Source organism: Paracoccus sp. TRP, assembly GCF_000185925.1.
GTDB lineage: Bacteria > Pseudomonadota > Alphaproteobacteria > Rhodobacterales > Rhodobacteraceae > Paracoccus > Paracoccus kondratievae.
This window is the reverse complement of the sequence record NZ_AEPN01000119.1, coordinates 1-1,048: the sequence shown is the minus strand read 5'-3', so window position 1 is coordinate 1,048 and position 1,048 is coordinate 1. Positions and strand designations below refer to the sequence as shown.

Annotated in this window: 1 protein-coding gene; it reads right to left on the bottom strand. The window is 64.0% G+C overall.

Annotated features, from left to right (window positions below; translation table 11 throughout):
- Positions 1-25: 25 nt before the first annotated feature.
- Positions 26-898 (bottom strand): MurR/RpiR family transcriptional regulator, encoded by an 873-nt coding sequence (locus tag PARACOCCUSGL_RS0120125; RefSeq protein ID WP_010401069.1) that lies wholly within the window; start codon positions 896-898, stop codon positions 26-28.
- Positions 899-1,048 lie beyond the last annotated feature (150 nt).

The window sequence follows — 1,048 nt, the reverse complement described above, 5'->3', positions numbered from 1 at the left end:
TCCACCAAATGCCGGGACTGAACACCTAGGTTCCGGTCACGGTCGGGATGCGCGGATCCTCGTCATTGTGCTGCACGCGGGCAGCGACGGCCACCACCAGCGCCTGCGCCAGGCACATCGGCGCGGCCAGCGAGCGCGAGAAGGTGTAATCGTGCTCGGGCACCGGGAACAGCACCCGCGCCCACCGCGCCAGGGGCGACAGCGTGCTGTCCGAGATGGCGATGATGTCGATGCCTTTCTGCCCCGCTTCCTCGACCACGTTCACCACCTCGTTGGCATAGAAGCGAAACGAGACCGCCAGCAGCACGTCGGTCTTGCGAATGGTGCGGCCGATATGCGTGGCCAGCCCGCCGCCGGGGTCCAAGAGCACGCAGCGCTTGCCCAGCATGGTCAGCACATAGCGCAGGAGCTCCACCACCGGCGACGAGCGCAACTGGCCGATCAGGTAGATGATGTCTGCACGGTCCAGCAGGTCGGCGGCCAGCGCCAGGTCCTCGGGATTCACCTCGTCCAGCAATTGCTGAAGCGAAGCGATGTCGCGCACCACCAGGTCGCGCAGGAAGCCGATCTCGGTCGGATCGCCCGCGCCCTTCAGCTCGGTTTCCAGCGCCTTGACGCGGGCCTCGAAACCCGGAGCGGCGGTGGCCAGGCGCTTCTGGAACAGCGCCTGCAATTCCTTGAAGCCCTTGTAGCCCAGGGATTGCGCGAAGCGCACGAAGCTCGAGGCGTGAATGCCGCAGCGCTCGGCGATGGCATTCACCGAATGGACGGCGACCTCGTTGGGGTTCTGGGTCAGATAGACGGCGATGCGCTGATAGGTCTTGCTCATCTGATCGTGGCGATCATGGATGATGCGGATCAGCTCTTCGTAATCCTGCGGCGGGTGGCTTGTTGACATGGCGTTCCTCTGCCGCCAAGCCTGCAATAATTATTGCAGGGTGCCAAGCCCTCTTTCTTCCTATTCGATCTCGACCATGAGATCCTTCGCGTCGATCTGTTCGCCCGGCCGGACGTGAAGAGCTTTCACCACTCCGGCGCGGTCGGCGTG